The 6,643-nt window shown below is 58.9% G+C and carries 8 protein-coding genes; 3 read left to right on the top strand and 5 right to left on the bottom strand.

All coding sequences use genetic code 11. From position 1 onward, the window contains the following. The 5 genes from NW857_RS03930 to NW857_RS03910 form a co-directional block, all read right to left on the bottom strand. On the bottom strand, positions 1–590 hold a 590-nt coding region (locus NW857_RS03930), incomplete at its 3' end, for a glycosyltransferase family 4 protein (protein WP_414368002.1). A gap of 112 nt (positions 591–702) precedes the next feature. Beyond that, positions 703–2,268: an MFS transporter gene (locus tag NW857_RS03925; protein WP_414337526.1), complete on the bottom strand. Its 1,566-nt coding sequence runs from the start codon at positions 2,266–2,268 to the stop codon at positions 703–705. Positions 2,269–2,390: 122 nt separating this feature from the next. Then, on the bottom strand, positions 2,391–2,735 hold the full coding sequence (locus NW857_RS03920) for an MgPME-cyclase complex family protein (RefSeq protein ID WP_414334055.1): 345 nt from the start codon (positions 2,733–2,735) through the stop codon (positions 2,391–2,393). Between the two features lie 84 nt (positions 2,736–2,819). Next, entirely contained in the window at positions 2,820–3,266 is a 447-nt protein-coding gene (locus NW857_RS03915; protein ID WP_414334056.1) for a hypothetical protein, read from the bottom strand. Positions 3,267–3,559: 293 nt separating this feature from the next. After that, complete coding sequence (locus tag NW857_RS03910; RefSeq protein WP_414334057.1) at positions 3,560–4,678, bottom strand: class I SAM-dependent methyltransferase; 1,119 nt, start codon at positions 4,676–4,678, stop codon at positions 3,560–3,562. 253 nt (positions 4,679–4,931) lie between these two features. Here NW857_RS03910 and NW857_RS03905 point away from each other — a divergent pair, with 253 nt between their 5' ends. From NW857_RS03905 to psbZ, 3 genes are all read left to right on the top strand, one after another. After that, positions 4,932–5,588, top strand: a complete 657-nt coding sequence (locus NW857_RS03905) for a response regulator (protein WP_414334058.1) — start codon at positions 4,932–4,934, stop codon at positions 5,586–5,588. Further along, positions 5,588–6,268, top strand: a complete 681-nt coding sequence (locus tag NW857_RS03900) for a queuosine precursor transporter (RefSeq protein ID WP_414334059.1) — start codon at positions 5,588–5,590, stop codon at positions 6,266–6,268. The genes NW857_RS03905 and NW857_RS03900 overlap by 1 nt, the downstream gene beginning before the upstream one ends. A 184-nt stretch (positions 6,269–6,452) precedes the next feature. Then, positions 6,453–6,638 (top strand): photosystem II reaction center protein PsbZ, encoded by a 186-nt coding sequence (gene psbZ, locus NW857_RS03895; RefSeq protein WP_414334060.1) that lies wholly within the window; start codon positions 6,453–6,455, stop codon positions 6,636–6,638. The last annotated feature ends 5 nt before the right edge of the window (positions 6,639–6,643 follow it).

The following is a 6,643-nucleotide window of genomic DNA, read 5'->3' as shown; positions in this document are numbered from 1 at the left end:
GTTGAAGGCCCAGGCGAATACTTGTCCACATCCACGCCATTGGGAATGACCACCACCTGCTGGGGACGCACCCCCAGTTTGACCAAGATCTCCCGTTGCGTCTCTGAGAAGACAATGGTGCGGTGATAATTGGCCAGACAAGGGGCGTAGAGTTGATAGGCCAAGTATTGGGTGCGGGAGGCGATGTTGCGCCGCCGCCGGTCGAAGGCCGGGTGAAAAGTGGCCACCAGTGGCTGGTTGAGCTCCCCACAGATCTCCGGCAGCACGAAGTCAATGGGAGAAATCGTCAAGGAGGCATGTACCAGATCCGGCTGCAGTTCCCTGAGGGCCTGGGTGAGCACCCGCTTGGCGTTGGGGGCCGGGATCGTGTAAATTTGCGACTTATACAGACAGGGGAGGGAAACGTCGCGGCGATCCAGCTCTGCCCGCCAGCCTTCACCTCCAGGATCCAAAGCGGGCGGTTGGCCGTCGTTGGTGAAGTGAAAAAAGCTCACTTGATGTCCCCGATCCAACAGGCCGTTGGTCACCTCACGGCTGTAGGTGACATTGCCACAGAAAGGTGTTTTCTTGCCTATCCAGGCGATGTGCATGGGCGGATCCCCGCAAAGGCAAAGCGCCGAGCTGCAAGGAGGGTCTCGACTTTTGAGCCTCTACAAGAGTAGCAGAGTTAGCTGCTGCCTTGGCCCCAGCTTTGAGAGGGTTTCACCGGCCTTCTCTGCCCAATAGGCTCCAGGTGTACAGCCCCGCCAGAGCGGCCAGAGCAGACAGGCCTAAAAACATCCCGGAAAGGCCAAAGTAGGTTTCCGCCAACCCCGTCAAGACCAGAGGCAAACTGAGGGCGATATTGGCCACATTGTTCTGGAGCCCAAAAATCTTGCCTCGCAGATGATCTGGCGTTTCCTCCTGGATCAAGGTTTGCATCGGCACCGCCACCAAAGCCCCGCCACAGCCTAACAGAGCAATCCAGCCCAAGCTGAGCAACAACCAGTGGGTCGTCCAAGATAGGGCTGCCAGAGACCCACAGAGCAGCAGGGATCCCAGCCCGCTCCAGGCGCGGCAGCTCACCCGGCGGCCCGCATGCCCCACCCAAAAGGCGCCGATCCCCATGCCCAGGCCGGCAGCGGCCAACAACACCCCAAACTGATCCGGCTTCAGCTCCGGCATCACTTCGGCCATGCGCACCGCCAAAACGGCCAGTGCCGCAAACAGCGAGTAGAGCACCACCACCTGCAGCAGAGCAGCCCGGATCAGGGGCATCTGGCCGACATATTGCAAGCCCAACTGGAGATCTTCCCAAAGGTGGGGGGCTTCCCAAGGCTGGGGCTCCAGCTTCTCGTGGGGTTGTAGCAGCAACAGCAGGGATCCGGCCAAGAGGTAGGCTCCCCCCACCAACAGCTCCGGCCCCACCTCCCAGCCCGGCAACCAATGGCGCACCCAATGATCCGCCAGGGTTAACAGCGGTTCCCCCACAGCAAAGCCAACAATCAGCGAAGCCATCATCGTGGTGGTGTAGAGGGAATTGGCCGCCAGCAGCTCTCGCTTCGGCAGGATCAAGGGCAAAATCGCCTGTTCAGCAGGAGCAAAAAACTGGGTCAGGGTCGAGACGGCAAGGCTCACCAGCAACAGCCCGACAAACCCCAAGGGGATCCCCGGCCAAAGGTCGCGCCCGGCGGTGAGCCAGAGCAGCAGCGGCAACAGCAACACCAGGATCCCGCGCGCCAGGTTGGAGAGCACCAACACCCCTTTTTTTAGCCAGCGATCCACAAATACCCCTGCCAGGCTGCCCAGTAGCATCGCCGGCAGCGTAAAAGTCAGCATGATGGCCGAGACCCAACCGCTAATAGAGGCTCCTTCTGGCTGAAACTTGCGGGCAATCAACCCAATCAGCAGCACCAACAACACTTTGTCCGCCAACTGCGAACACACCTGCCCCGTCCACAGCAGCAGAAAATTGCGTCGGCGCAGCACAGCAACAAAGTTTCTCAGGCCCGGCTCAGATAAACCTTGATTTTCCTCTTCTTTTTGGGGATCCTCGGGAAGTGGATCTGGTGAGGGATCCCCAGAGGAGCACTCCGGCGAGCTCAGGGTGGGGCTTGCTGTCGGCTCAGGCAAGAGAGCTTCTGACTTCAGCACCCAAGTTGGCGCTGATGCAGGCTGGAAATCCCGAAGGCAGGAGTTGGGGTGGCAGACCTCTGCCCCTCCTTCCGGCCTGTTCCATTGTTGCTCCAAAGTCATAAAGTCATAGTGCTCCGCGGCTGACCTGCCCATTTCCCCGACGTCGGCCCCACAACGGAGGATCCCGTCAGCCAAGAAGGGCAGGTATGGGGTGCCCCGATCTTATCCTGGCCTGCCCTCCCCTCAACCCATTCAAATCTTAGGAATCGGCAGGCTTACCCTTTGTCGGCAGATAAGGAGCGCAAGGGATCCGGGATCGACTCGCTAGGAGCCACGAAGCTGCCCATTTCTACAAAAGTCAGGCGCACCTTCAGCCAGCGAATGAAATCCTCGTTGGTTGAGACCACTGCCCCCAGTGGGCCGCTCAGCTTGTCCCGCAAAGGCTTCAACGGTGGGGCTTCCATAAAAGCCGGCTGCGGCACCCAGAAGAAATCGACAGGGCGGCGGCGCTCCTCGTAGTGTCGGCGACGCTCCTCCAGCACCTCTTCCAGGGGCTCAGAACGTAAGAAAGACAGGCTGGCAACGACAAAGTGATAGGTCATCGGCTCGACAACAGACATAAAGTTGCTATGAAGCTGCTAACGATAGAGGCTAGGGCCGGACATCCACGGCTAAGAGGGACCCTTCCCTGCAGGCCCTCTCCCTCAGAAATGGGCAGATTTAAGCAGATGCGGGGCCGGATCGCGGGAGCTACAGAGGAGCCGACAGTCTTCCAACTGCCGCAGGACGGGCAGCCGCGCCATCACTTCTTCAGGCGGCATGGCGTGTTCGGAAGCCTGTTTGAGGGTGGGCAGAGCCTGGGCTGCCCATTCCCGAGCCCAGGTAGTGGACTCAACTGTTTCCTTCTGCTCCAACAGCTCTTGGCAAAGGGCGATTGAGCGCTCCAGGTCACCACTACCCTGATAGGCCATGACCAGAGCCACACGAGCCAAAGCGCAGTCTTCCGGATTTGCCCTAGAGCCATTGCGCTCTTGCTTCTCTTGGATTGAGCAGCAGTAGCAGAACGACTCGAGAAGATTGATCGCCTCCAGGTAGCGCTCCTGCTTGAGAGCAGTGATGCCGGCGCGGAGGGATCCATGGGGGTGGGACATGAGCCTAAGCGGAAGAAAAGAGTTTAGACGGACTTGCGCCCAAGGGTTATCCAGTTAACAACCCGTCTTCTTATCCAAGGTTTCGTGTCTAAAACTACTATACACCCTCTGGACAAGTGACCGCCGATTTACCAGCTAGCGCCGTAGGGCCCCACCTTGCAAGGCGGGGATTAGAAGCTGATATCTTGCCTGCTGGGATGGCCTTGTGCCGTCCCTCCCTGGAGGGGCACGGGTGGTCAACCGCCTTAAAAACCCAAGCTAGCTACAGGCGGCGGGTTCCCCTAGAAGGGTGCTCAACTTTTGCGGGCCAAGGTGTAGGCGCTGACGTAGTGGGTTTCTCGGCGCAACACTTCACAGCCCGCCTGCTGCAGGCGCGCCCCCAGATCGTCGCGGATGTAGTCCCGGTAGTAGGGTTCGTGGAAGGTTTGCGCAAAAGCTTCCATCGTCTCCTCCAGCTCCGGCGAGTCCAGCAGTTGCACCGAGTCGCAAATGACGATCACGCCCCCCGGCTTCACCACGCGGCTCATCTCGTTGATGACATTTTGGCGGGCTGGGCCGGGCAGCTCGTGGAAGAGAAACACGCTGACAACCGCATCAAAGGTGGCGTCGGCGTAGGGCATGGCCTCGGCGTTGGCGCGGATGAGCTGCGGCAGCTCCCCCGGCAGCTCTTGCAACAGCCGGTTGGCCTTGCGCAGGTAGGCAGGGGAAAGATCCAAACCATACAGCGCGGCTTTGGGCAGGGATCCCCGCAGCAGGCGCAGCGTGCGCCCGGTGCCACAAGCTACATCGAGAATGTGGGGAGCCGACAGGGCGGGATCGAGAGCATCTTTGAGCAGGCGGATCACCCGCCGCCGCATCGCATCTGCCGTGCCACCAAACAGCAGTTCCACCTGCAGGTCGTAGAGCTCAGCCGAGCTGTCGCTCAGGTAGCCGTTGGTTTGGTAATGAAAATTTTGCAGGTAGTATTTTGGATAGCCTTCTGTGGAGATGTCCTGAGAAAACTCTTGGTAGCGCTTGCTGTGTACCCGCTGAGTGATCTGCGGCAGATCCAGCCATACCTGCGGGTAGTAGCGGGCAAAGTCCAGCCAGGGGTTGTCGAAAAGAAGCGCGTGAGGGTAATAACCTGCCTCGGCATCTTGCCAATCGACCTGGAGCAGCCGTTCGTAACGAGCCCGCAACTCTTGCAAAGTAGCTGCGCTGAGCTTCACTCGCTCCCGCGGCGGCAGGGTTTTCCCGGAGGAGAAGCTCTGCAGATCCCTAAGTACCGAGAGCATCAGCTCCGAAGCCTGGGTGGAGAGAGCCTTATGGGCAAAGCCAAAGAGATTTTTACCCCACTGAAAAGTGCGGTAGGCAGCTTCTCCGACTGGAGACGGGATCGGCAGCGACAGCTCGGAGCTCAACTGTAGGCTCATAACCCTGCAAGGTGCGAATGCTTAATGTTTGTTTACGTTAGATTATAGCAAGGCAGCGATGGGAAACCGGCAAGTTCTGGGCCTTGGGAGAGTCGGCGAAGTTGGAGCTGTAGATCGCCAATCACACCCCACTTCCCTAAGAGGGAGAGTACTCTATTGGTGTCCCCGGAAGGACGTCCCCGATGCCCCATGCACTGGAGGAAGGGGCTGAGCAGGTCGAGCAGATGGGAACAGAAAAGGGAGTGCCCCGAGCATGACAGCCAAGACGGTGTTGGTCATTGACGATAGCATCATGATCCGCAAGATGGTGGCCAGCATCTTGGCTGACCAGTTTCAGGTGCTGGAGGCCAAAGATGGCCTAGCGGGCTTGGAGGCTGCCAAAAAACATCACCCCGACCTGATCTTGCTGGATTTTGTCATGCCCAAGATGGACGGCTATGACACATTGCAGGCCATCCGGCAGGAAGAGAGCCTGAAGAATACCCCCGTCATCATCATGTCGGGGATGAAAGAGCAGGTAACAGCCCGCATCCCTGAGCCTTTTGTCGATTTTGACTTCATTGAAAAGCCGTTTGAGGCGGAAGCCCTTCTGGCTCGCATTCAAAAGGCCCTGCAAGTGACCCCGGCGGCTGCGCTGGAGCCCGGATCGGAAACCAACACTCAATTGCTCTTGAACAAGCTCACCGCCATCGAGACGCTGCTCATCCAAGGTACGGAAAACCTCATCCAGCGGGAGGTGGTGACGCGGCTTGCCAGCCTCAACCAGCGCCTGGAGCGTCAGGAATCTTATAGCGCTAACCTGGAAGAGCAGATCCGTAAGCTCACCAGCGAGGTGGAACGGCACAGCCAGGGCCTGGCCCTGATCGTCAGGGAGCTGCGCCATATTCGTAAACTGTTGGGGGGATCCTGATGTCTGAGCGCGCCTATCGGCACCTGGATGCGGTGACGGCCCTGTTCGTGGCCGTGCTGCTGATTTCCAACATCGCCTCCACTAAGATCGTGCTTTTGGGGCCGTTTACCTTCGATGGCGGCACCATCCTCTTTCCCCTCAGCTACATTTTCGGCGACATTCTCACGGAGGTCTACGGCTATGCCCGCTCGCGGCGGGTGATCTGGCTGGGGTTTTTCTCGGCGGCCCTGATGTCGGCGACCTTCATGATCGTGGGATCCCTGCCGGCAGCCCCCGACTGGCCCTATCAGGAAGCCTACAACCAGATCCTCGGCCTCACCCCCCGTATTGTGCTGGCCAGCCTGATTGCCTACTGGAGCGGCAGCTTCGCCAATGCCTACGTGCTGGCGCGCCTGAAGGTGTGGACGCGGGGACGCTGGCTGTGGACGCGCACCATCGGCTCCACCCTGGTGGGCCAAGCGGTGGACACGGGCCTGTTTATTCTCATCGCTTTCTGGGGGGTGTTTCCCGGTCTCGTGAGCCTCATCGTCTCCAACTACGTGTTCAAGTGTGCCGTTGAGGCAGTCTGTACGCCTCTGACCTACGCCATCACCGGCTGGCTGAAGCAGCAAGAACAGGAAGACTACTTTGACGTGGCAACCGACTTCAACCCTTTCCGAATGCAGTCTGTATCTAGATAGTTCATCCATCCAGCGGCTGCCCCGACGGATCTGGCCTTGAGAGGGATCCCAGTTTTGGTATAGTCAGAGCGTTATCTATCTTATCTACCCTGCCGCCGGTGCGCAGCGAGCCGGATCAGGTTGGGTAGCCCGGTGTTGTCGGGAGCTTTTATCCAAGACAAGACTTTTGTGAGGGATCCAGACCATGATGCTCATTTTCCAAATTGCTTTGTTGGTGTTGGTGCTGTACAGCTTGCTGCTGGTGGTGGCGGTGCCGGTGCTCTACAGCTCGGCCAGCGACTGGAGCCGGGCCAAGAATGTGATTTTGGTGGGATCCCTGCTCTGGGTGCTGATGGTGATCGGGGTGGGGGTACTCAGTTTCTTTAAGTGATCCTC

It is taken from the genome of Synechococcus sp. H55.9, assembly GCF_047462355.1.
Classification (GTDB): Bacteria; Cyanobacteriota; Cyanobacteriia; order Thermostichales; family Thermostichaceae; genus Thermostichus.
The sequence above is the reverse complement of the archived record's forward strand: the minus strand, read 5'-3'. Positions and strand labels throughout refer to the sequence as shown.

Coding starts and splice junctions, on each gene's coding strand:
- NW857_RS03925 (WP_414337526.1), bottom strand. CDS start 2,268: ATGGGCAGGTCAGCCGCGGAGCACTATGACTTTATGACTTTGGAGCAA.
- NW857_RS03920 (WP_414334055.1), bottom strand. CDS start 2,735: ATGTCTGTTGTCGAGCCGATGACCTATCACTTTGTCGTTGCCAGCCTG.
- NW857_RS03915 (WP_414334056.1), bottom strand. CDS start 3,266: ATGTCCCACCCCCATGGATCCCTCCGCGCCGGCATCACTGCTCTCAAG.
- NW857_RS03910 (WP_414334057.1), bottom strand. CDS start 4,678: ATGAGCCTACAGTTGAGCTCCGAGCTGTCGCTGCCGATCCCGTCTCCA.
- NW857_RS03905 (WP_414334058.1), top strand. CDS start 4,932: ATGACAGCCAAGACGGTGTTGGTCATTGACGATAGCATCATGATCCGC.
- NW857_RS03900 (WP_414334059.1), top strand. CDS start 5,588: ATGTCTGAGCGCGCCTATCGGCACCTGGATGCGGTGACGGCCCTGTTC.
- psbZ (WP_414334060.1), top strand. CDS start 6,453: ATGATGCTCATTTTCCAAATTGCTTTGTTGGTGTTGGTGCTGTACAGC.